Here is a 19,619-nt window from a genome sequence, read left to right as displayed (position 1 = left end):
CCGGAACAACCGGGCGGCCTTTTGCATTGCTCTCCCCGGAGCCATGTCAGGCAGCATTCGCAACGCCATTCACTGTGGCGATGCCGATGTCCTCGAGAGCCTCGGCGACTGCCTGATTCAGGGGCGTGTGCGGGATCGCTCCGATGATGCCTTCCAGTCTTGCCGAAGCCAACTGATGCGGCTCGAAGCGCAGATAGGACATCGAGACGATCTCGCGCCACATCGCCACGAACGGGCTGCCGGCGCGCAGCACCCACCAGGGCATCGCGGTCATCTTGAGCGCGCGACCGAGTGCCGTCTCGGCTGACGCCTTGATCTCCCGGTCGGTGACGGCATGGCCCGGAAAGTTCAACGCTTCGTAAGAGCCGAGCTTGTCCAGGTTTTGCGCCAGTCCGACGAAAGCCTTGGCCAGATCCGGCAGGTAGGCCCATTCATGCACCAGATCGACCGGGCCGGGCGCGGTATAGATGCCCTTGTTCATCTTGGCGGCGACGACCAGGTCGAACCATGACCCGCTGCCGGTGCTGCCGAAGAAGTCTCCTGCCCGCAGGAGAATGGTGCGCACCCGGCCCGCGTCGGCCTCGCGGCGAAACAGGTCTTCCATGGCGACGCGGATGCGGCCTTTTTCGGTCGTCGGCCGGAACGGGGAGTCTTCGGTGATCACCGCTGGTATCGGCGAGCCGAAATTGTAGACGTTGCCTGGAGCAAGGTGCAAAGCGCCGTTCGCCCGGCAGGCGGCCATGACGTTCTCGGCCATCGGCAGGCACTTGACCCATTCGGTGTAGATCGGGTTGAGGCCGTTGAAGATGATGTCGACGCCTTCGGTGGCGCGGATAAGCGCTTCGCGGTCAAGCCCGTCACCGGCAACGGCCGTGGCGCCCTTGAGTTCGGCCGGTACCTTGCCGCTGCGGGTGACTGCGCGGACATCATAGCCGGCGCCGATGAAGGCCTTGGCGACCACGCGGCCGAGGCGGCCATTGGCACCGAGAATTGCGATCTTGGTCATTGGAAGTACTCCTGGTTGGAATTGCGTGGCCGGTTGGCTAGGCGGATCAGCGACAAGCGCGATCGGGATCAGCGACAAGCGCGATCGGGATCAGCGGTTGCCGAAGAGGTCGCGGTTGCTGCCCCGCGTGACTGGCTTCTGGGCGTCCGGCTTCTGGATCGACGTGGTGATCGTGTTGTCGGTGCTGGCGGCAGCCGGCTGGCTGGCGTTGTTCGAGCCAAACTTGTCGCTGCCGGCAAAAGCATTGGCCGTAGCGATGAGGATGGCGGCGGCTGTGAGAGCGATCTTGGTCATTGGTGGTCTCCTTGGCGGTGTTTGCAGCCCGAATATGGTCCCCTCGTATGCGAATGGAAATTGACTATGGATGGGGTTCTGATATTCATAAATGAATGAATGAAATCGACTGGAACCTGATCAAGAGCTTCGTCACCGTGGCGGAAACCGGCAGCCTGTCGGCTGCCGCGCGAAAGCTCTCGGCAAGCCAGCCGACGCTCGGCCGTCACATCGGCGAGCTCGAACAGGCGCTGGGTGTCACGCTGTTCCGGCGTGGGCGGCGCGGCTATGAACTGACGGAAGCCGGCAGCACGCTGTTCGAGCGCGGCAAGGCGGTCAGCGAGCAGGCAAGCGCCTTTTCACTGCTGGCGCTGGGCTCGGTCGAGGCGATCGAAGGCACGGTTCGCATTGCCGCCAGCGAGGTGGTGGCGGCCTATGTGCTGCCGGAGATAACGGCGCGGCTTGGTATCGAGGAGCCCGGCATCGAGGTCGAGATCGTCGCTTCCAACCAGGTCGAGAACCTGTTGCGCCGCGATGCCGACATCGCCATCCGCATGGTCAAACCGGGGCAGAACGAGCTGATGGCGCGCAAGGTCTGCGATATTCCGCTCTGCGCCTGCGCCGCCAGATCTTACCTCGATCGGCGCGGCCGTCCGCTGGAACCTGCCGACCTTGTCGACCACGACTTGGTCGGCTTCGACCGCGGCGATGACATCATCAGAGGCTTCACCCAGTATGGCATCCCTGTCACCCGAAGCAGCTTCCGCTTCAGGACCGACAACCAGATTGTTCTGTGGGAGGCGGTGCGGGCGGGAAACGGCATCGGTCTCGGCCAGGAGCCGCTGGTCGACCGTGATCCATCGGTGGAGAAATTGCTGCCTGACCTGCCACTGCCGGTGCTGCCGGTGTGGCTGGCCATGCATCGCGACGTGCGCACCAGCGTGCGCATCCGCCGCGTGGCGGACTTCCTTTACGAGGAACTCAAACGCTATTCGGCCGGCGTGGCGTCGGGAGCGAATTCGGCGCGGTGAGCAAGCCCGGCCATCAGCAGCACGACGATCAGCAGCCCCGACATGGCGACGAAGATCGGGCCGAAGCTGAAATGCTCGGCAACGAACCCGATCGCCGACGGTGCCACCAGAATGCCGGAATAGCCCATGGTGGTGACCACGCTCATGCCGGTGCCCGACGACATGCCTTCCTGGTTGCCGCCGGCCGAAAAGATTATCGGCACCATGTTGGCGATGCCGAAGCCGCATAACGCAAAGGCCGCGATCGCAAGCCAGGGCGAAGGTGACAGCCCGGCGATCAGCATACCGGCGGCAGCGACGAGCGCCGACGCGCGCAACGTCATCACCGCGCCGAGGCGGTTGCGAACGCCGTCGCCGAAGAAGCGCATGATCGCCATGACACCGGAGAAGGCGGCATAGGCAAGACCGGCAATGGCAAGGTCGGCGCCGAGCTCCTGCCTGAGATACAGTGCCGCCCAGTCGAGCACCGCGCCTTCGGAGATCATGGTCAGCAGCGCCATCAAGCCGACAAGGTAGACCAGCGGGTTTGCCGGCAGCACGAATTTATGATGCTCGGTCGCCTGCGGCCTGTCCTCGGCGATCAGATGGCGAACCGCCACCGCGATCACCGCGAAGGCAAGCGCCGTCACCACCGCCGCGTGGGCGAGGTGGCCGTAGTGCTGGATGGCAAAGCCGCCGAGGCCGCCGCCGGCGAAGCCGCCAAGGCTCCAGAAGCCGTGCGAGGACGACATGATGGCGCGGGAGAGCCGCCGTTCGACCACCACCGCATTGGCATTCATGGCGACATCCATGCCGCCGATCGAGCCACCGAAGATGAACATGGCGATCGCTGCCAGCGGCACGTTGGGGGCCAGCGCCACGACCAGCAGGCCGAGGCTGCCGCAAAGACCGAACCAGCGCAGCACGGTGCGCGAGCCATGTTTCGAGATCAGGTGGCCGCACCAGGTCATGGCGGTGACCGCGCCGGCGCCGAACAGCAGGATTAGCAGGCCGAGCGTGAACTTCGTGATCTCCAGCCGGGTCAGGAACACCGGGATCTGCGGCGCCCAGCTGCCGGTCAGGAAGCCGTTGGCGAGGAAAATAGCCGCCACGGCCCATCGTCCGCGAATGGCAGTCAGCATGGCATTTGACGCGTTCATAGAGCGAATCCGGTCAGAAAATGGCTTCGCGCGGCAAATTAGATCGATTCAATTTCTAGTCAAGCACTCTCTCGGGGAAAGCGCTTGGGCCAAACCTGGCCTTGGAAATGATCGAGGGGTGTCGGCGGTTGAGCTAGAGCGGTTCATCGTTTCACGGAAACGCTGACCCGCTCTATCTCTTTGTTTTGACGCAATTCCCTAAGGGAAAGCGCTATGCGCTTTTCCCGGGAAAACCGCTTCACACTTTTCCTGGAATTGCTCTAATGGTCCCGAGGCCGCCTCGCCTCGAATTCAGCCTTCTTGGCGTCGGCGGCCTCGGTCTGGTTGAGCGCCTGCCATTCGGCATAAGGCATGCCGTAAACGATCTCGCGCGACTGGTCCTTGCTGAGGGCAACGCCTTCGGCCTCGGCTGCTTCGCGATACCAGTTCGACAGGCAGTTGCGGCAGAAGCCGGCGAGGTTCATCAGGTCGATGTTCTGCACGTCGTTGCGCTCGCGCAGATGCTCGACCAGCCGGCGAAAGGCGGCAGCCTCGAAATCGCGCTTCTGCTCGTCGCTGAGTTCGGTCATCGGAACCTCCTTGCGGCTCTACAGCGGCCCGGCGCGGGAGCCGAATTGCTTGACCACATGTATATCGGGACGGCGGTCGATCGCGTCAACGATCGGCGCCAGGCGCTGCGCCCATGCGATCGCGCCCGTCTGGTCCGATATCAGGTCCTGGCGGATCTCGATCAGCGCATGGGCGAAGCCGTTGACGATGGCGTGCCTGTACATGGTGTCGCCGCGCAACGCGCCGTCATAGGGCTCGTTGTCGCCGACGACGAGGCTCTTGTCGGCGGCCAGCATGTCGACCAGCGGCCGCGCCACCCGGTCATCCCGATCCCACAGGATGCCGACATGCCAGGGACGTTGGATCCCTTGCATGACCGGGGTGAAGGAATGCACCGAGAAGATGAACGGCGCCTGGGCGGAGGCCTGCGCGACGGAGGCGATCATGGCGCCGACGGCGTCGTGATAGGGCCGGTAGAAGCGGTCGAGCCGCCTTTCGCGCTCCTCGGCGGCAATGGGGTAATTCCCGGGCACGACGGTGCCATCATAAAGCTGGCGAATGAGCGTCGGATCGTCCTCGCCGCGATTGGGATCGATCAGCAGCCGCGAAAAATTGGCCAACACCGCCGGCACGCCGAGCAGGGCAGCCAGTTCGCGCGTCACCGCCTCGACGCCGATATCATAGGCGATGTGGCGGTCGAACTCCGCCGCCGGCAGGCCGAGGCTGCCATACTCCTCCGGCAGGTCACGACGGGCATGGTCGCCCAGGAGCACGATGCCTCGCTTGCGGTCGCCTTCGATGACATCGAAAGGCGCGAAAACTGTGGATCGGGTCATTGGCAGGAAATGGTCTGTTCGCGGGCTTCCGGGGAGGGTGCTATCGTCATTCCACGAAGACGACGCTTGCGCAATGCCGTTGTTTGGCCAAGGTTTCTGCGGAAATCTGGCAGAAGTCGGCGAATTGTGCGCCGGAGCCTTTCTAAATCGATTGGAATTGAACAAAACCGTGCGTTGACATGCGCCCGGACTTTTCCGAAAAGGGGCGCAGAGAGATGCAGATGTGGTTCTTGAGGGGTTTTCGGATGGGTTCCGCCGGCAGGCAGCGCATGCGCTCTGCCTTTGCCATGCCGCTCCTGATCCTTGCGGTGGGCCTGTCGGCGATGGTCATGGCCTCGCCGGCGCGTGCCGATTTCCGCGTCTGCAACGCCACGCAGAACCTGGTCGGTGTCGGTATCGGCTATCGCGCCAAGGCCGGCTGGATCACCGAGGGCTGGTGGCACATCGAGGGATCGAGCTGCAAGACGCTGATCGAAGGGCCGCTGTCATCAAGGTTTTACTATCTTTATGCAGAAGACGCCGAGCGCGGTGGACGCTGGGACGGCCCGATCAACATGTGCGTGGCTGAAAAAGAGTTCAAGATCGCCGGCGTAACCGATTGCGTCGCCCGGGGCTTTCAGCGCGCCGGATTCCAGGAATATGACACGGGCGAACAGGCAAGCTGGATGGTCCAGCTGACCGATGAGCCCGCAACGGGAGGCGCTCCAGCCGCCCCGGGAACAAACAGTCAATGAGACGTAGCCGCAAGGTCAAGATCCTAGCCACCATCGGTCCGGCCTCCTCGTCGGAGGAGATGCTGAAGAAATTGTTCGAAGCGGGCGCCGATGTGTTCCGCATCAATATGAGCCATACCGATCACGAACTGATGCGCACGCTGGTCGGACGCATCCGCACTGTCGAGGAAGCGGTCGGCCGGCCGATCGGTATCCTGGCCGACCTGCAAGGCCCCAAGCTGCGTGTCGGCAAGTTCGCCAATGGCAAGGAAGTGCTGACCGTCGGCCAGACCTTCACGCTTGACGACAATCCCGAGCCCGGCACATCGACCAGGGTCTATCTGCCACATCCCGAAATCCTGAGTTCGGTCGAAGCCGGTCATCGCTTGCTGATCGACGACGGCAAGCTCGAATTGAAGGCGGTGAGAAGCGGCGACGGCAAGTCGATCGTCTGCACGGTCATTGCCGGCACCACGATTTCCGACAAGAAAGGTGTCAGCCTGCCTGACACCGACCTGCCGGTCGGCGCGCTGACCGAGAAGGACCGCAAGGACCTCGATGCCGTGTTGTCCACCGGCGTCGACTGGGTCGCGCTGTCGTTCGTGCAGCGGCCGGAGGATCTGGCCGAAGCGCGCAAGATCGCGCGGGGCCGGGCGCTGATCATGGCCAAGATCGAAAAGCCGCAGGCCGTTGCGCGGCTGGCCGAGATCATCGAGCTGTCCGACGCGCTGATGGTCGCCCGTGGCGATCTCGGTGTCGAAATGCCGCTTGAGGCGGTGCCCGGCATCCAGAAGCAGATCACGCGCGCCGCGCGCCGCGCCGGCAAGCCGGTGGTCGTGGCAACGCAGATGCTGGAATCGATGATCACCGCCCCCGTGCCGACCCGCGCCGAGGTGTCCGATGTTTCGATCGCCGTCTTCGAAGGTGCCGACGCCGTCATGCTGTCGGCGGAGTCCGCCGCCGGCGCCTATCCGGTCGAAGCGGTGGCGATGATGGACCGCATTGCCACCAAGGTCGAAACCGATCCGACCTATGCCGGCATCATCAACGCGCAGCGCTCCGAGCCGGAAGCGACCGGCGCCGACGCCATCTCGCTGGCGGCCCGCGAGATCGCCGAGACGCTGAAACTATCGGCGATCATCACCTACACAGCGTCCGGCACCACCGGCCTGCGCGCTGCCCGCGAGCGCCCGCAAGTGCCGATCATCGCGCTCTCGCCGATCCTCAACACGGCGCGACGGCTGTCGCTGCTGTGGGGCACGCATTGCGTCGTCTCGCCCGATGCCAGCGACCTCGACGACATGGTCAACCGCGCCTGCCGCATCGCCTTCGACGAAGGGTTCGGCAAGCCGGGCGATCGCGTCATCATCACCGCCGGCGTGCCGCTGAGGACCCCGGGTTCGACCAACATGCTGCGCATCGCCTATGTCGGATCGGACGTGCAGACCAGCCGCTAGATCGGTTCGGCGTTTCCGTGAAACGATGAACCGATCTAGGTGATCAGGTCGGCGCGAGTTCGGCCTGCGGCACCTTGATGTCGGCGCATTTGCCGACGCCATAGGCGTCACCGGCGATGCGCGCTTCCACGGCCTTTGCCAGTGCCTGCAGGTCGATGTCCTTGCCGGCGACCTTCTCGATGGCGCCAACCACCAGGTCGGGGGCAATCCAGTCCGGCTTGTGGCCGAGATTGTGCACCCAGACCAGTTCGGCGCCGGCAATGTCGCGGACGAGGCCGACCGAGTGAATCTCCGCATAGACGACCTTGTCGCGGTCGCCCGAAATGACCACGGTCGGCGCCTTGATCTCGGCGTAGTGGGGGGCGGCGCCAACAGCATAGCGATAGAGCCCGGCGACGTCGGTGGCGTTGGCGCGAAAGGCCGGTGGCCGCAGCACCAGCGGGATCGAGGCCGTGGCGAGATAATTGTCCGGCACCTTGTTGGGCGAGAAGACACAGGTCGTGGCATCAGCCATCTGCAGCGTTCCCGTCGAATACGTCAGCGTCTCGGAAAACAGCCAGCCGATCACCGGAATGGTCGTCAGATCATAGTACCAGGAGGTTGCGCCGCCCGGCCAGGGATGGGTCGCCGGCGCGAGGAAGACCAGCCCGAGTGTCTTGTCGGGATGCTCGCGGCCAAACGCCGTCGTTACCACGCCACCGAAGGAATGGCCGACGACGACAGCGTTTTTCATGCCGAGACGGTCCATCAGCGCGGCTATGGTGCTGGCCTGGGCCGACGGGCTTTCGTTGTTGCCTGGGCCACGCCCCGACCAGCCGAAACCCGGCCGGTCGAAGAACAGCATTTCGGCGCGGCCTTCGAGCAGTGGCCGCAGCGGCAGCATCTGGTCCCTTAGATTGGCACTGGCGCCATGGATGAAGACGATCGGCGGCAGCGCGGCGTTCGCAGGCGCCGGAACATGGACATAGTGGATGCGGGCGCCATTGATGTCGGCGAATTCACCGATCGGCGGATTGCGCCGCTCGATCAGCCACGAGCCGACGCGGGTGACGCCGACAAGGCCAAGGACAATCAGGAAGGCGAGGGCAGCGTAGATCAGGTTCATGCGGGGAAAATACGGGCTGGAGCGGAATTAGTTCTGGGTATGCCTGATATTCAGGTGAGGTCGGCCTGCGAACGGTGGCGTCCCGTGCTTCCGGTGCTCACGTACCCAAAAGTACGCTCTGCTCCGGTTCTCGGACACCGCCATTCTCGGCTCGGCCTGACCTGAATCTCAGCATACCCCGGCGGGAGATCGGGAGCATCAAATGCCTTCGCCGGCAAGCTCTTCCGAAATCGTGGCGACCTGGTCCTGGGCGCTGCGCATCATCGGATAGATGGCCAGTACCTTCTGCCACGCCTCGAGCGCCGATTGCTTGTGGCCGGTCAGGGCCATGATCTGCGCCAGGCCGGACAGCGCACCGAAATGGCGCGGCTCGAGCTGCAGCGTATGGTCGATGTCGGACATCGACTTGCCGTAGTTCTTCATCATGAAATGCACGGTGGCACGCCGGTTCCAGCCTTCGGCGTAGGTCGGCTGCAGGGTCACCACCTGGTCGAGGAAATCGAGTGCGACGTCGAACTTCTGGCCCTCGAGGGCCTTTTGCGACCACTGCATCATCAGGTCGACCGAGGCGCTGCCGGATTGGGACCACTCGTTCCAGATGTTGCCGGCAATGCGCTCGGCCGCCTTTTCGTTGCGCTCGCGCTTCAGGTCGCTGAACAACTGGTCGAGGCGGGCCTGCTTCGTCATTGCCACCGGCGGCGCATCCGAAGCGGCCGGCGGTGCGACAGCGTCATCCGCCCGAGCCGGCAAGGACATGGCGCCGGAAAGAAGCAGGGCTGTTAAAAATGCAAAAAGAATCCGCATCGCCGGACTCTAGTCCCGGGCGGCGGAACGTCAAACTGAATTTGGCGTGAAAGGCCGGCAGGGCCGGCAACAAGCATCAATTGGGCGGAGGCAACGCGCCTCCAGCCGAAAACTCAGCCCTGGCGTGCCTTGTAGCGCGGGGCGGTCTTGTTGATGATGTAGACGCGGCCCTTGCGGCGAACCAGCTGGTTGTCGCGGTGACGCGCCTTCAGCGCCTTGAGCGAATTCTTGATCTTCATGGTCTTGCCTGTCGGTGTGGACCCGGTCCGGGTCGAATTTTTAAGGCGCGCCAGAAGACGCGCCTTTGAACTGTGGGTGGCTCATAAACGAGGAGCCTTGTCCGTGTCAACCGCAAGCGTGCTCCATAGCAGGGCGAACCTCCCATATCATCAAATATCCGCCATGTCGGCCTTGTGGCATTGCGCGGCCTCTGGCCGGCTGGGATGATGCGGCCGCCATGAAGTGATTTGGGGATGAATATGCGCCGAATTTTCCTGTCCGCCTGCCTTGTCTTGCTGGCGGGAGCTTCGGTTGCCCGGGCGCAGGAATGCGACCGCAGCGACGACAGCCAGCAGATGATGAACATCTGCGCTGGGGAGGATTACCAGGCCGCCGACGCCAGGCTCAACAAGGCCTACCAGGACCTCATCAGCTCGGATGACGCCGACAGCAGGAAATTGCTGCAGGCGGCGCAACGGGCCTGGATCGCCTTCCGCGACGCCGAATGCGCTCACTCCACCGCGGCCAGCGTGGGCGGCTCGATCCATCCGATGGAAGTTTCGCAATGTCTGACCAGGCTGACCAATGACCGCACCAAGCAGCTCACGGCCGCGGCCAATTGCGAGGAGGGTGATGCAAGTTGCGCCAGTCCTGACGAGGACGAGAGCGACGAGGTGCAATAAAGCGCGTTTCTCAGGTCAGGCGCGACGGCTGATCCGGGTGAAATGGCCCATCTTGCGGCCCGGCCGGGCCTCGGCCTTGCCATAGAGGTGCAGCATCAGATCGGGCTCGGCGAGCAGTTCGGTGACATGCAGCACATCGTCGCCGATCAGGTTTTCCATCACGCAGTCAAAATGGCGTTTCGGATCTCCCAGCGGCAGGCCGGCGACGGCGCGGATATGCTGCTCGAACTGCGAGACGATGCAGGCGGCTTCGGTCCAGTGGCCGGAATTGTGCACGCGCGGCGCGATCTCGTTGGCCAGCAGCAAACCGTCGGCCAGCACGAAGAACTCGACGCCGATGACGCCGACATAGTCGAGCGCCGACAATATCTTCGATGCTGCCGCCTGTGCCGCTGCGGCCGTCTCCGGCATAATGGCGGCCGGCAAGGTCGATGTGTGGAGAATGCCGTTGCGGTGGACATTCTCGGCCGGATCGTAGGCGGCGACGGCGCCGGCCAGCCCTCGCGCCGCGATCACCGAAATCTCGCGCTCGAACGGCACGAAGCTTTCCAGGATCAGCGGCACATTGCCCATCGCCTCGCAGGTGCCGGCAAAGCCGCCCGCCTCGATGTTGCGGAAGACGCGCTGGCCCTTGCCGTCATAGCCCATGCGCCGCGTCTTCAATATGCCGCTGCCGCCGAACACTTTTAGCGCTGCCGTCAACTCATCGTCATTGTCGACCGGACGAAAATCCGCGGTGGCAATGCCGATTCCATTGAGAAATGTCTTCTCGCTCACCCGGTCTTGCGCCACATCGAGCGCTGGCGCCGGCGGATAGACCGGGACCTTGGCGGCAAGCGCGCTGGCGGCCGAGACCGGCACGTTCTCGAATTCGTAGGTGACGACGGAACTCGCCACCGCCAGTTCGGCAAGAGCGGCCGGGTCGTCATAGGCGGCTGTTATCTGCCGGTTGGCGACCTGTGCTGCCGGGCAATCCGGCTGCGGCTCCAGCACCACCGTGCGGTAGCCGAGGCGTGCAGCGGCCATCGCCAGCATGCGGCCGAGCTGGCCGCCGCCTATGATGCCGATGGTCGATCCGGCGGGCAGGCTCACGGCGTATCCGTCGGTTCGGTGGCGACCTTGGCGGTCTGCGAGGCGCGCCAGGCATCCAGCCGCGTGGCAAGCTTTTCGTCGTAGAGCGCCAGCACGGCGGCAGCCAGAAGTGCAGCGTTGGCCGCACCAGCCTTGCCGATGGCCAGGGTTCCGACGGGAATGCCGGCCGGCATCTGGACGATGGAGAGCAGCGAATCCTGCCCGGAAAGCGCCTTCGATTCCACCGGCACGCCGAACACTGGCAGCGGCGTCATCGCCGCTGTCATGCCGGGCAGGTGCGCCGCGCCGCCGGCGCCGGCGATGATCACCTTGTAGCCGGCAGCCTTGGCGCCTTTGGCGAAATCATAGAGCCGGTCCGGAGTGCGATGCGCGGAGACGATCAGCCGCGTGTGCGGAATACCCAGTGCCTCCAGCGTTTCGGCCGCATGGCGCATGGTCGCCCAGTCGGACTGGCTGCCCATGATGATGGCGACGTCGGCGCGTTGATCGTCCAAGTCCTTGCTCCCCGGCGACAAAGGCGCGCCTTAGCGGAATTCGGGCGAAGCCGCAAGGATAGGCGGCAGCTGCTGCCGTTTGGCAAGATGGAAAGTGCTCCTCCAGAGCCGAGATATCAGATGCCGTCGCGCTCAGCCTCGGGTGTCGAAACCAGCAAGGCCGAAGCGGCGTTGGCCGCGGTGACGGCGGCCCGCATGGCCTCGCCACGGGCAAGCGCCGCGGCCAGGGCGCCGACGAATTCGTCGCCCGCGCCATGCGTGCTGACGACCTTGACCGGGATGGCCGGCAACGCGAAGGCCACACCGGTCCGGTCGCAGCAAGCGACGCCCTCGCCGCCTGCCGTAACGATTGCTGTCGGGCAGAGATTGACCAGAAGCCGCGCCGCTTGCGCGGCACCGTCCAGTGTTTCGACCACCGCCAGGCCGGCCAGGAATTCCGCCTCGATGGCGTTGACCACCAGGATATCGACGAGCGCGATCAACTCGCCGGAGAGTTTGCGCGCGGGGGCGGCATTGAGCAGGACGCGGCCGCCCTGTCTCCTGACTGCGCGTGCAGCGGCGATGTTGGCGGCTTCCGGTACCTCGTTCTGCAACAGCAGCACGGAAGTTTGTGCCACCGCATCGGAGGCAGCCGCGATGTCCTTGTCGCCGAGCGTCAAATTGCTGCCGGAGACGATCACCGCGCCATAGTCGCCGCCTTCGTCGAAGATCGCCACGCTCATGCCGGAGCCGGCGCCCGGCACTACGCGAACGAAGCGGCGGTCGACACTGGCGCGATCGAGATTGGCCAGCAGCGCCGTGCCAAAATCGTCGTCGCCGACGGCGCCGATCATTGCCGCGCGCATACCGGCTCTTGCCGCTGACACCGCCTGGTTGCCGCCCTTGCCGCCGCATTTCGGGTGCCAGGCATTGCCGGTCACCGTCTCGCCCTTGCGCGGTCGATCAGGGGCGTCGACGATGATGTCATAGTGCAGGCTGCCGAACACGGTGACCAGCGGCGTTGTCCTCATGAGCCCCGGTCTTTTCGTTTCGATGCCACCGCCGACATGGTGCGGCCGAGATTGCGCTCCGCCGCCTGGTAGTCGCGCTGCGCCACCGCCACGAACAGCGCGTCGAGAATGTTGAGCTGGGCGATGCGCGCCGCTGCGTTTTCCCCCATCAGCGGTGAGCCCTGCGCGGTCGAGCACAGCACGATGTCGGCGACCGCGGCCAGCGGCGAATTGTCGTAATTGGTAATGGCGAGTGTCCGGGCACCGTTCTTGCGGGCCAGTTGAATGGCATCAATGACGGCTGACGTATTGCCCGAATGCGAGAAGCCGACGGCGATGTCGTCTGGGCCGAGCAGCGAGGCCGACATCAGCATCATGTGCGAATCGTCGTAGACCGATGCGCGGATGCCGATGCGCAGGAATTTGTGCGAGACGTCGCGCGCGATTTGCGCCGAACCGCCGACGCCGTAGAAGTCACGATTCCCAGCGCGGTAGAGCAGATCGGCGGCGCGGTCGAAATCCTCGATATCCAGGATCGCCAGCGTCTCCTCCAGCGCCTGGATGGAGGTGCGGAACACTTTTTGCACGATCTCGGCCGAACTGTCGTCGGACGACAGTTCCTGGTGCATTTCGGCGGTCGGCAGGCGGCTGTATTCATAGACGGCGGTGCGGAAGTCGCGATAGCCGGAGAAGCCGAGCTTCTTGGCGATCTTGACCACCATCGCCTCCGATACACCGGATTCCTCGGCGATCTGCTTCAGCGGAATGCTCTCGTCAAAGCCGCGCCGGCCAAAGACGGTTTCCACCACCTTCGCCTCCAGCGGGGTGAGATGCGGCATCATCATGCGGATGCGCGGTCCTACCGCTTTCAGGTCCAGCCCGCTCAAGGTCATCCACGCCCCCTCGTCACACGATCAATAAGCATCGCGGCGAGGATTATAAGACCAGTTGCCAGAAGCTGATAGAAGGACTGCACGTTCATCAGCGTCAAACCGTTGCGCATGGCGCCGAGGATGACGGCGCCCAGAATGGTGCCGACGACGCTGCCCTTGCCGCCCATCAGCGAGGCGCCACCGATGGCCGCCGCGGCAATGGCGTCGAGTTCCCAGAGATTGCCGAGGATGGGCTCGGCGGCGCCCAGCCGGCCAATCAGGATCTGCGCGGCAAGGGCCGCCAGCAGGCCTGAGATCATGTAGGCGGCGATCTTGGTGCGGGCGATCGGCACGCCGGCGATATAGGCGGCCTCCTCATTGCCGCCGACGGCAAGCAGATATTCGCCGAAGGGCGTCTTCTTCAAAACGATCCAGGCGATGACAGCCACACCGGCAACGATGATGACCGCCAGCGGCAGCCCGAACAGCGAGCCGTTGAAGATGGCGCGGAAGCTTGTGGGCAGGCCGAGCACCGGATTGCCGCCGGTATAGATCAGCGCCAGCGCCCGGTAGGTGCTGAGCGTTCCCAATGTGACGATGAAGGGCTGCAGCCCGACATAGGCGACGAGCAAGCCGTTGACGAGGCCGCAGGCGAGGCCAATGGCAAAGCCGGCGGCGATGGCGAGCGGAAACGGCACGCCGGCGACCAGCATCGAGGCCGAGATGACGGCCGAAAGGGCTGCCGTCGGCCCGACCGACAGATCGATGCCGCCGGAGATGATGACCAGCGTCATGCCCAGCGCCAGGCACGCGTTGATGCTCGACTGCTGCAGGATGTTGATCAGGTTGCGCTCGGCGAAGAAGCCGGGCACCAGAGCGCCGAACACGACCAGGATCACGACAAGGCCGATCAGCGTGCCGGCGTCGCGCATGGAGAACCCGCGCAGGAACTCGGCCCGTGGCTGCACCAGAGTGGTATCCGACATATCCGTCACCTAATGCCTTGCCGGCCGTGCCGCCGGCGTTTGCGTTTGCGGGATGGCGTGCGCCGCGATCGCCGGTTCGCTGATGTCGTTCCTGTCGAGTTCGGCCGCGATCGTGCCGTCGCGCATGACCAGCACGCGGTCGGCAAGCCGGATCACCTCGGGAAGCTCGGAGGAGACGACAATCACCGAATGACCCTCGGCTGCGAGTTCCTCGATCAGATGATAGATTTCGGCCTTGGCGCCGACATCGATGCCGCGTGTCGGCTCGTCGAACAAAAGAATGCGCGTGCCCGCCGCCAGCCAGCGCCCGATGATCGCTTTCTGCTGGTTGCCGCCGCTGAACAGCCGGATCGGCCGGTCGAGGAGGAACGGGCGCAGATTGACGCGGCTCATCTTCTCGGCTGCCACCCGCTTCAGCCTGGTGTGATCGATGACGCCGCGAGGCGCGAACACGCCCATCGACGCCAATGCCATGTTGCTGGTGATCGACCGCAGCGGCACGATGCCCTCGCGCTTGCGCTCCTCCGGCACCAGGCCGATGCCGGCGGCAATTGCATCGCGCGGGCTGGAAAATCGCGTCGCCTTGCCGTCGATTGCAATCGTACCGACGGATGCGCGGTCGACGCCGGCCAGCAGCCGTAGCAACTCGGTGCGCCCGGATCCGACCAGGCCGGCAATGCCGAGCACCTCGCCGCGATGCAGGTCGAACGAAACGTCGCGGACTTTCGTCGCGGAGGCCAGGCCGCGTACGCTCAGCATGACCTCGCCGGAGGCATGGGAGTTATGGTGTTCCTGAGCCAATTCGCGGCCGACCATCATCGCGACGACCGCTTTCTCCGACAGGCTTGCCAGATCGACGGAATCGACAACGACACCGTCGCGCATGATGGTGGCGCGCTGGCAGATGCCGAACACCTCGTCCAGCTTGTGCGAGACATAGACAACCGCCACGCCGTCGCGCGCGAGCCCTGTGATGACTTCGGCGAGGCGTTCGAATTCGCTCGGCGTCAGGCTCGATGTCGGCTCGTCCATCGCGACGATGCGGGCGCGATCGAGCAGCGCGCGGGCGATCTCGACGATCTGTCGCTGCGCTACCTTCAGCGTGCCAAGGGGGGCCGCTGGATCGATGGACGGATCGATGGCGACAAGAGCCTCGGCGGCACGGCGTTCCTGCTCTCGCCGGGCGACGAAGATGCCGCCGCGTGTCAGCGGATGGCCGAGAAACATATTCTGGGCGACGCTGAGGCGCGGCACCTGCTGCAGTTCCTGATGGATCATGGCCACACCCGCCGCGCGCGCCGCGACCGGATTGGCTAGTGTGACCGGCTTGCCGTCGATAAGGACGCTTCCCGCCGTCGGCCTGTAGACGCCCGACAGGATGCGCAGCAGCGTCGACTTGCCGGCGCCGTTCTCGCCGAGCAGCCCGTGAATTTCACCGGCACCGACCGAGAAGGACACGTCGCTGAGCGCCCGTACGGCCGGAAACAGCTTGGAAATGCCCACGAATTGCAGCCGGGGGACAGACATCAGTTCGTTCTCCAGGCAGGGTGCCAGCCTTGGGGCCGGCACCCGCCACCCCGCCCTTTAGTTGCCTGCCGCGGCGTCCTCGAGAAGCGCCTTGCGCACGGCGTCACCCGCGCCGGAATAGCGGTCTGCGTTGTCCTTGGTGATCAATGCCTGCGGCGTGGCGACGACACGCGGCAGCTTCTGTCCCGCCACCAGCCGCAGCGCCGTTTCCAGCGCCACCTCGCCGGTCAGCACCGGGAAACTATCGACCGTGCCGGTCAGTTCGCCGGCACGGATCGAGGCATAGGCGTCGGAAATGCCGTCAGTGCCGAACACGGCAACCTTGTCCTGCAGGCCTGCGGCCTTGACCGCCTCGACGATGCCCAGCGCCATGCCGTCATTGTTGGCATAGAAGCCGATCAGGTCGGGGTGCTGCTGCAGGATGTTGGTGGCCGCGTCATAGGAGGTCTGGCGGTCCCAGTTGCCGGGAACACTGGCGACGACCTCGAACTTGCCGGACTCGCTAATGGTGGTCTTGAAGCCGTCGGTGCGTTGGACGGCGGCATAGACGCCGGCCTGGCCCTCGACGATGGCGACCTTGCCGCCATTCGGACGGTTCTTGATGAACCATTTGGCGACGCGCACGCCATTGTCGCGCTGGACATTGCCGACATAGTGCTCGGCTTGCGGGATGACCGCGTCGTTGACGTTGACGACCGGCACGTTGGCGGCTTTGGCCTGTTCCATGATCGGCTGCAGATTGGCGTCCGTCTGTGGCGAGACGAGCAGCACGTTGTAGCCTTGCGTCACCAGGCCTTCGGCGATGGTGAGCTGGCCGAGCTGGTCGCCTTCGCTCTGCGCCGCCTGATAGACGACGGGCACGCCGACCTTGTCGCCGAACGCCTTGTAGCCCTCGCCGAGCGAGCGCCAGTATTCATTGGTCAGCGTCTTGGAGACGGCGCCGGCCTTGGTGCCTTGGGGCAGCTTGGGCAATGCGCCGAACTTGGCTTCGACCTGCGACCAGTCGATGCGGTCCTTCTCGGTATCGGAATTGAGCGGCGCGAGATCGGCCGAAAACGCTGAGCCTATCGATAGCGCCATCAGCGCGGCGGTGGTGGTGGCAAGCAGAAATTTCATTGTATTCCTCCCTTGTTGAAAACGGTGGTGGCATCCAGGCGCGTCAGCTGTCCCGGACGCCTCAGCTGTCCGGACCGAGCATGATTTCCTGGATGATGGCCTGCGACGTCACCGCGTCCTGGCGGTCGACAGCGGCGGACAGGCGGTTGTCCTGATCGATCCGGTCGACGACGCGCAGCATGCGCTTGACGGTGGCAATGTTGACTTCGCACTCGTGCACCGGATCGAGCCCGGTCACGTCGGGGAAGGTGTCGAAATAGATGGCGCCGGCGTAGCCGTCCTTGCGGATCTGGCGGAGCAGTTCGATGGTCTGCAGCGTGTGCACGGCGCCGACCATCAGGCCGTCGTCGCGTTTGGCGTAGCCGTCATTGAGATGCACGCCGAGCAGCTTGCTGTGGCGCGCCACCAGGGCGGCGGCGAAGGCCGGCTGCTCGTCGGCATAGAGCACATGGGCGAAGTCGAGCGTGACCCCGAGATTGGGCAGGCCGACATCGCGGATCGCCAGCAAGGTCGTCGCCGCATCCGGCATCAGGCTGTAGGAGCGCGGCTCGTTGGGCTTGTACTCCAGGCTGATCTGGCAGTCGGGGTCATGTGCCGCGACTTCACGAATTCCGTCGATTTCGTGTTGCCAGAGCGCCGCATAGTCGGCCTGGAAGGCGTAATCGAAGCCATCCTGTCCGAGCCACAGCGTCATCAGGCTGGCGTCGGCCTCGCGCACGGCGTCGATGCCGGCCTTGGTCAGGTCGATCGCTTCGCGGCGCACCGCCGGATCCGGATTGGTGAAGGCGCCGAGCTTGAAGGCCGGGTTGGAGTAGTAGCGCATGGCAAAGCCATTGATGGAGAGGCCAAGGTCACCAAGGTTTCGCGCGATTTCAGCGGGCTTTTCGCTGACATGGTCGGGGAAATTCAGATCGAGGTCGGTCAACCCGACAACCTTGGCGGCACGCGCGGCCATCTGCATCAGTGACGGCTTGCCGGTGAGGTCGGGCCATTCGGCCTGTGGCCGCGAGGCAAAGGAATTCAGGCGCGTGGCGAAACGATTGGCTGTCATGATCGACCCTTCAACACTCATAACTTCACATAAGCACAAATATTTGTAAAGTTATTGTTTTGAAAGGTTATGAGCGGCGGCCGGGCCGCAATTCGTCCAGGCCAGCGCAAATGCGCGCCGTGAACCGGCGATTTCTCAACTGGCGCCGCAGGCTGGAGACCTGTCAGGGACGGTGGGATGAGCGGGGCACGGCCGTCGTCACACCGCCGCCTTGCGGAAGCGGGCGACGAAGTCGTCGAGTTCGGGGCGCTCCATGTCGGAGATCGCCCAGTAGGAGAAGGCGCCGTCGCTCCAGTGCACCAGCGAGAAGCCGCCCGACGAGAGATCGTCAGGTGCTGTGGTGCCGCCGCCCTGCTGCGGTTCGGCGACCAGTGTGATCAGATGCTCGCGGTGGCGGTAGACCAGCGCCGGCACCGGCCGGTCGGCGATCACCTCGACCCGGCCGCCGATGAGCGCGTAGCCATCCTGGGCGAGGTCCGGCGCCGGCGGCGATACGCCCACCCGGGCGTCGAGCCACGGCTTCACCGTATGGCGGTCGGACGAAACGACATCGATAGGGCTGGCAGCAAGCAGACTGCGGCGATGGCCGCTGGCAACCGCTGCTGCGAAACCGTCGGATGCGCTGTTGACCATCAGCCATTGCGTCGCGCCGCTGGCCAGCACCGCGCTGATCATGATCGATGCTGCCATGGCACGCCAGTCGAACGAGCCGAAGCGGCGCGCCCTTGGCAGGACCCGCGTCTGCGACAGACGTGTTTCGGCGTTTCGCCTCTGGCCTCCCCCGATCAGGGCAATCAACCCCGGTTGCGCCGACGGCGTGCCCTGCTGAGGCTCCGCCGCCTCGTCTTGCACCGGCTCGTCTTGCGCCTGTTGTGCCGTGGCCGCCATGCCAATGGCCGCGATGCGGGCCTGAAAGGCATCGCTGACATCAGGGCGCGGCAAGCGGCTGACTGCCGCCTGCAGGGCGACGATGCGGGCGTGTTCGGCGGCAAGCTGCGGGTCGGCGGCGATGCGCCGCTCCACCGCCAGCACTGCTGCCGCGTCGAGTTCGCCATCAACGAGGGCGTGGATCATCAGCCTGATGCCTTCGGGATCGTTGGGCAGTCCGTCGTCATGGTTGGTCATGGCGTTCTCCCCAGTTCAGACACAAGCAGGCCGCGGGCACGGGCCAGCCGCGACATCACGGTGCCCATTGGTACGCTGAGCATGGCCGCTATCTCGCGATAGCTGAGGCCGTTGATATCGCGCAGCACCAGCGTCTCGCGAAACGGCTGCGGCAGTGCCGCGATCGCCGCCTCCAGTGCCGCCGTATCGGCCCTGGCGATCAGGCTCGCCTCCGGACCATCTTCATCCGGCAGGCTGGTGCCGTGCGCCGCTGCGATCTCGTCGAGATCGCCGAGGTCGCCGACGGTCAGCATACCGCGCGGCCGGTTGCGCGACATCCAGGTGTAGGCGGTGTTGCGCACGATGGTCAGCAGCCAGGCGCGGGCATTGCCGCCGGCATAGCCGGCGATGCCGGCATGCGCCTTCACGCAGGCCTCCTGCACCACGTCCTCGGCATCGGCGGCGTTGCCGGTCAGCCAACGGGCGAGCGCAAGCGCATCGCCGAGATGGGGCAGCACCACCTCGCCGAAGCGCTCGGCCAGGGCCTTCTCGCTCAACACCGCAGCATGATCC

23 protein-coding genes are annotated in these 19,619 nt (G+C 64.7%); 4 read left to right on the top strand and 19 right to left on the bottom strand.

The window, feature by feature from the left end:
* Positions 1-46 precede the first annotated feature (46 nt).
* Together ACFFNA_RS19670 and ACFFNA_RS19665 are read right to left on the bottom strand one after the other, a co-directional pair.
* Positions 47-1,006, bottom strand: coding sequence for an SDR family oxidoreductase (locus ACFFNA_RS19670; RefSeq protein WP_378920884.1), 960 nt, complete (start codon positions 1,004-1,006; stop codon positions 47-49).
* Positions 1,007-1,096: 90 nt separating this feature from the next.
* A complete protein-coding gene (locus tag ACFFNA_RS19665) occupies positions 1,097-1,300 on the bottom strand; it encodes a DUF680 domain-containing protein (protein ID WP_378920882.1) in 204 nt (67 codons plus the stop codon).
* A gap of 95 nt (positions 1,301-1,395) precedes the next feature.
* Here ACFFNA_RS19665 and ACFFNA_RS19660 point away from each other — a divergent pair, with 95 nt between their 5' ends.
* Positions 1,396-2,310, top strand: coding sequence for a LysR family transcriptional regulator (locus tag ACFFNA_RS19660; RefSeq protein WP_378920880.1), 915 nt, complete (start codon positions 1,396-1,398; stop codon positions 2,308-2,310).
* Here the strand turns inward: ACFFNA_RS19660 and ACFFNA_RS19655 are convergent.
* From ACFFNA_RS19655 to ACFFNA_RS19640, 4 genes are all read right to left on the bottom strand, one after another.
* A complete protein-coding gene (locus tag ACFFNA_RS19655) occupies positions 2,268-3,449 on the bottom strand; it encodes an MFS transporter (RefSeq protein WP_378920878.1) in 1,182 nt (393 codons plus the stop codon). The genes ACFFNA_RS19660 and ACFFNA_RS19655 overlap by 43 nt on opposite strands.
* Positions 3,450-3,709: 260 nt before the next feature.
* Positions 3,710-4,018: a DUF1244 domain-containing protein gene (locus tag ACFFNA_RS19650; RefSeq protein WP_378920876.1), complete on the bottom strand. Its 309-nt coding sequence runs from the start codon at positions 4,016-4,018 to the stop codon at positions 3,710-3,712.
* Positions 4,019-4,036: 18 nt separating this feature from the next.
* Positions 4,037-4,834: an N-formylglutamate amidohydrolase gene (locus ACFFNA_RS19645; RefSeq protein WP_378920874.1), complete on the bottom strand. Its 798-nt coding sequence runs from the start codon at positions 4,832-4,834 to the stop codon at positions 4,037-4,039.
* A gap of 142 nt (positions 4,835-4,976) precedes the next feature.
* Positions 4,977-5,165 (bottom strand): hypothetical protein, encoded by a 189-nt coding sequence (locus tag ACFFNA_RS19640; RefSeq protein ID WP_378921697.1) that lies wholly within the window; start codon positions 5,163-5,165, stop codon positions 4,977-4,979.
* On the opposite strand from ACFFNA_RS19640, the gene ACFFNA_RS19635 reads away from it, so the two are divergent.
* Both ACFFNA_RS19635 and pyk read left to right on the top strand, forming a co-directional pair.
* Complete coding sequence (locus ACFFNA_RS19635; RefSeq protein ID WP_245331228.1) at positions 5,122-5,568, top strand: DUF1036 domain-containing protein; 447 nt, start codon at positions 5,122-5,124, stop codon at positions 5,566-5,568. The two genes, ACFFNA_RS19640 and ACFFNA_RS19635, sit on opposite strands and share 44 nt — an antisense overlap.
* Entirely contained in the window at positions 5,565-7,004 is a 1,440-nt protein-coding gene (gene pyk / locus ACFFNA_RS19630; protein WP_378920872.1) for a pyruvate kinase, read from the top strand. The genes ACFFNA_RS19635 and pyk overlap by 4 nt, the downstream gene beginning before the upstream one ends.
* A 43-nt stretch (positions 7,005-7,047) precedes the next feature.
* Here pyk and ACFFNA_RS19625 read toward each other — a convergent pair whose 3' ends face one another.
* From ACFFNA_RS19625 to ykgO, 3 genes are all read right to left on the bottom strand, one after another.
* Positions 7,048-8,109, bottom strand: a complete 1,062-nt coding sequence (locus ACFFNA_RS19625; protein WP_378920870.1) for an alpha/beta fold hydrolase — start codon at positions 8,107-8,109, stop codon at positions 7,048-7,050.
* A 198-nt stretch (positions 8,110-8,307) separates the two neighbouring features.
* Positions 8,308-8,913: a tetratricopeptide repeat protein gene (locus ACFFNA_RS19620; protein WP_378920868.1), complete on the bottom strand. Its 606-nt coding sequence runs from the start codon at positions 8,911-8,913 to the stop codon at positions 8,308-8,310.
* Between the two features lie 113 nt (positions 8,914-9,026).
* Positions 9,027-9,152, bottom strand: a complete 126-nt coding sequence (gene ykgO, locus ACFFNA_RS19615; protein ID WP_006327841.1) for a type B 50S ribosomal protein L36 — start codon at positions 9,150-9,152, stop codon at positions 9,027-9,029.
* Positions 9,153-9,392: 240 nt separating this feature from the next.
* Between ykgO and ACFFNA_RS19610 the strand changes: the two genes are divergently transcribed.
* Positions 9,393-9,815: a lysozyme inhibitor LprI family protein gene (locus tag ACFFNA_RS19610; protein ID WP_378920860.1), complete on the top strand. Its 423-nt coding sequence runs from the start codon at positions 9,393-9,395 to the stop codon at positions 9,813-9,815.
* 15 nt (positions 9,816-9,830) lie between these two features.
* Here the strand turns inward: ACFFNA_RS19610 and ACFFNA_RS19605 are convergent, their stop codons facing one another.
* The 10 genes from ACFFNA_RS19605 to ACFFNA_RS19560 form a co-directional block, all read right to left on the bottom strand.
* Positions 9,831-10,907 carry a 5-(carboxyamino)imidazole ribonucleotide synthase gene (locus ACFFNA_RS19605; RefSeq protein ID WP_378920858.1) on the bottom strand — a complete coding sequence of 359 codons (1,077 nt, stop codon included), beginning with the start codon at positions 10,905-10,907 and terminating at the stop codon, positions 9,831-9,833.
* Complete coding sequence (gene purE / locus ACFFNA_RS19600; protein ID WP_378920856.1) at positions 10,904-11,401, bottom strand: 5-(carboxyamino)imidazole ribonucleotide mutase; 498 nt, start codon at positions 11,399-11,401, stop codon at positions 10,904-10,906. Before purE ends, ACFFNA_RS19605 begins: the two co-directional genes overlap by 4 nt.
* 116 nt (positions 11,402-11,517) lie before the next feature.
* Positions 11,518-12,411 (bottom strand): PfkB family carbohydrate kinase, encoded by an 894-nt coding sequence (locus ACFFNA_RS19595; RefSeq protein ID WP_378920854.1) that lies wholly within the window; start codon positions 12,409-12,411, stop codon positions 11,518-11,520.
* Positions 12,408-13,283 (bottom strand): MurR/RpiR family transcriptional regulator, encoded by an 876-nt coding sequence (locus ACFFNA_RS19590; RefSeq protein ID WP_378920852.1) that lies wholly within the window; start codon positions 13,281-13,283, stop codon positions 12,408-12,410. Before ACFFNA_RS19590 ends, ACFFNA_RS19595 begins: the two co-directional genes overlap by 4 nt.
* Positions 13,280-14,248 (bottom strand): ABC transporter permease, encoded by a 969-nt coding sequence (locus ACFFNA_RS19585; RefSeq protein WP_378920850.1) that lies wholly within the window; start codon positions 14,246-14,248, stop codon positions 13,280-13,282. The genes ACFFNA_RS19590 and ACFFNA_RS19585 overlap by 4 nt, the downstream gene beginning before the upstream one ends.
* A 9-nt stretch (positions 14,249-14,257) precedes the next feature.
* A complete protein-coding gene (locus ACFFNA_RS19580; RefSeq protein WP_378920848.1) occupies positions 14,258-15,775 on the bottom strand; it encodes a sugar ABC transporter ATP-binding protein in 1,518 nt (505 codons plus the stop codon).
* 57 nt (positions 15,776-15,832) lie between these two features.
* Positions 15,833-16,891 (bottom strand): sugar ABC transporter substrate-binding protein, encoded by a 1,059-nt coding sequence (locus ACFFNA_RS19575; RefSeq protein WP_111544471.1) that lies wholly within the window; start codon positions 16,889-16,891, stop codon positions 15,833-15,835.
* A 61-nt stretch (positions 16,892-16,952) separates the two neighbouring features.
* The gene (locus ACFFNA_RS19570; protein WP_378920846.1) at positions 16,953-17,942 is read right to left on the bottom strand and encodes a sugar phosphate isomerase/epimerase family protein; all 990 of its coding nucleotides are present in this window, start codon (positions 17,940-17,942) and stop codon (positions 16,953-16,955) included.
* A 198-nt stretch (positions 17,943-18,140) separates the two neighbouring features.
* Positions 18,141-19,067: an anti-sigma factor family protein gene (locus ACFFNA_RS19565; RefSeq protein ID WP_378920844.1), complete on the bottom strand. Its 927-nt coding sequence runs from the start codon at positions 19,065-19,067 to the stop codon at positions 18,141-18,143.
* Positions 19,064-19,603 (bottom strand): sigma-70 family RNA polymerase sigma factor, encoded by a 540-nt coding sequence (locus ACFFNA_RS19560; RefSeq protein ID WP_378920842.1) that lies wholly within the window; start codon positions 19,601-19,603, stop codon positions 19,064-19,066. The genes ACFFNA_RS19565 and ACFFNA_RS19560 overlap by 4 nt, the downstream gene beginning before the upstream one ends.
* Positions 19,604-19,619: the final 16 nt, after the last annotated feature.

The organism is Mesorhizobium kowhaii, assembly GCF_042431665.1.
Classification (GTDB): Bacteria; Pseudomonadota; Alphaproteobacteria; order Rhizobiales; family Rhizobiaceae; genus Mesorhizobium; species Mesorhizobium kowhaii.
This window is presented reverse-complemented; position numbering and strand designations above follow the sequence as displayed.

Coding starts and splice junctions, on each gene's coding strand:
- ACFFNA_RS19660 (WP_378920880.1), top strand. CDS start 1,396: ATGAATGAAATCGACTGGAACCTGATCAAGAGCTTCGTCACCGTGGCG.
- ACFFNA_RS19640 (WP_378921697.1), bottom strand. CDS start 5,165: ATGACCATCGCCGACAGGCCCACCGCAAGGATCAGGAGCGGCATGGCA.
- ACFFNA_RS19650 (WP_378920876.1), bottom strand. CDS start 4,018: ATGACCGAACTCAGCGACGAGCAGAAGCGCGATTTCGAGGCTGCCGCC.
- ACFFNA_RS19590 (WP_378920852.1), bottom strand. CDS start 13,283: ATGACCTTGAGCGGGCTGGACCTGAAAGCGGTAGGACCGCGCATCCGC.
- ACFFNA_RS19645 (WP_378920874.1), bottom strand. CDS start 4,834: ATGACCCGATCCACAGTTTTCGCGCCTTTCGATGTCATCGAAGGCGAC.
- ACFFNA_RS19580 (WP_378920848.1), bottom strand. CDS start 15,775: ATGTCTGTCCCCCGGCTGCAATTCGTGGGCATTTCCAAGCTGTTTCCG.
- ACFFNA_RS19565 (WP_378920844.1), bottom strand. CDS start 19,067: ATGACCAACCATGACGACGGACTGCCCAACGATCCCGAAGGCATCAGG.
- ACFFNA_RS19635 (WP_245331228.1), top strand. CDS start 5,122: ATGCCGCTCCTGATCCTTGCGGTGGGCCTGTCGGCGATGGTCATGGCC.
- ACFFNA_RS19575 (WP_111544471.1), bottom strand. CDS start 16,891: ATGAAATTTCTGCTTGCCACCACCACCGCCGCGCTGATGGCGCTATCG.
- ACFFNA_RS19625 (WP_378920870.1), bottom strand. CDS start 8,109: ATGAACCTGATCTACGCTGCCCTCGCCTTCCTGATTGTCCTTGGCCTT.
- ACFFNA_RS19610 (WP_378920860.1), top strand. CDS start 9,393: ATGCGCCGAATTTTCCTGTCCGCCTGCCTTGTCTTGCTGGCGGGAGCT.
- ACFFNA_RS19665 (WP_378920882.1), bottom strand. CDS start 1,300: ATGACCAAGATCGCTCTCACAGCCGCCGCCATCCTCATCGCTACGGCC.
- pyk (WP_378920872.1), top strand. CDS start 5,565: ATGAGACGTAGCCGCAAGGTCAAGATCCTAGCCACCATCGGTCCGGCC.
- ACFFNA_RS19585 (WP_378920850.1), bottom strand. CDS start 14,248: ATGTCGGATACCACTCTGGTGCAGCCACGGGCCGAGTTCCTGCGCGGG.
- ykgO (WP_006327841.1), bottom strand. CDS start 9,152: ATGAAGATCAAGAATTCGCTCAAGGCGCTGAAGGCGCGTCACCGCGAC.
- ACFFNA_RS19670 (WP_378920884.1), bottom strand. CDS start 1,006: ATGACCAAGATCGCAATTCTCGGTGCCAATGGCCGCCTCGGCCGCGTG.
- ACFFNA_RS19655 (WP_378920878.1), bottom strand. CDS start 3,449: ATGAACGCGTCAAATGCCATGCTGACTGCCATTCGCGGACGATGGGCC.
- ACFFNA_RS19595 (WP_378920854.1), bottom strand. CDS start 12,411: ATGAGGACAACGCCGCTGGTCACCGTGTTCGGCAGCCTGCACTATGAC.
- ACFFNA_RS19570 (WP_378920846.1), bottom strand. CDS start 17,942: ATGACAGCCAATCGTTTCGCCACGCGCCTGAATTCCTTTGCCTCGCGG.
- ACFFNA_RS19620 (WP_378920868.1), bottom strand. CDS start 8,913: ATGCGGATTCTTTTTGCATTTTTAACAGCCCTGCTTCTTTCCGGCGCC.